Source organism: Arsenicicoccus sp. UBA2120, assembly GCF_002330965.1.
GTDB lineage: Bacteria > Actinomycetota > Actinomycetes > Actinomycetales > Dermatophilaceae > Arsenicicoccus > Arsenicicoccus bolidensis.
The window spans coordinates 1-1,240 of the sequence record NZ_DCYC01000101.1; the positions used below are offsets into that span (position 1 = coordinate 1).

Sequence of the window (1,240 nt, forward strand, 5' to 3'; positions counted from 1 at the left end):
TCGAGGGGTGGAACGACGCCGGCGAGGCCGCCACCGACCTCGTGTCCCACCTGTCCGAGGCCTGGAACGCCGAGCCCGTCGCGGCGATCGACCCGGAGGAGTACTACGACTTCCAGGTGACCCGCCCGCGCGTCGTCAGCCAGGGCGGCGAGCGGCTCGTGACCTGGCCGACCACGCGGATCCTGCACGCGACGCTGCACGGCGAGGACCGCGACGTGCTCCTCGTGGAGGGCATCGAGCCGTCCGTGCGGTGGCGCGCGTTCACCGAGGAGCTGCTGGACCTGGCCGAGCAGGCGGGCGTGGAGCTGCTGATCACGCTCGGCGCCTACCTCGCGCCCATCCCCCACACCCGCCCGATCGGCACCGACGTCTCGTCCGAGAGCTCCGAGCTCGCGCACCGCTTCGACATCGTGCCGTCGAGCTACGAGGGCCCGACCGGGATCGTGGGGGTGATCGCGCTGGCAGCCGAGCAGATCGGTATGCCGGCGGTCAGCGCGTGGGCCGCGATCCCGCACTACGCCGGGTCGGCGCCCTCCCCCAAGGCCTCGCTGGCACTGCTCGGACGCCTCGAGGAGCTGCTGGACATCACGATCCCGCGGGGCGACTTCCCCGAGGACGCGGTGGCCTGGCAGCACGGCGTCGACGAGCTGGCGTCGGGCGACGAGGACGTCGCGGAGTACATCTCGTCCCTCGAGGAGGCGCAGGACACGGCCGAGCTGCCGGAGGCGAGCGGCGAGGCGATCGCGCGCGAGTTCGAGAAGTTCCTGCGCCGCCGCGACTCCGACGGCCCCGGCCCTGGCCCTGGCCCTGGCCCTGGCCCCGGCGGCCCGCCCGGCAAGGACCTCGGCCACTGACCTACCCCCGGTAAAGGCATCGACCGGCCTTCGTTCGCCAGGCTGATGCATCCGCCCCCGGTAAAGGCATCGACCGGCCTTCGTTCGCCAGGCTGATGCATCCGCCCCCGGTAAAGGCATCGACCGGCCTTCGTTCACCCCGCTCGCGCACCCGCTCGCGCGCCCTGCTGGCGCCATTGGTCACCAATGAACGGATCGCACCGTTTTGGAACGATCCAAAACGTCACTGGTGACCAATGGCGCTGGGTGAGCGTGGCCGTATGCCGGAGGCGGCCCCCGTCATGGCGGGCCCCGCGCCCGGGCCCACCCCCCCTGGGGGCCCCGGCTGCGCCGGAACGCCCCCCCGTCCCCCCGGGTCCCCCCCCCCCCGGGGGCGGCGCGCCCCG

The 1,240-nt window shown here is 73.5% G+C and carries 1 protein-coding gene; it reads left to right on the plus strand.

From position 1 onward, the window contains the following. The coding region (locus B2P18_RS17360; protein ID WP_286961722.1) for a PAC2 family protein at nucleotides 1-854 on the plus strand (854 nt) is incomplete at its 5' end. Between the last annotated feature and the right edge of the window lie 386 nt (nucleotides 855-1,240).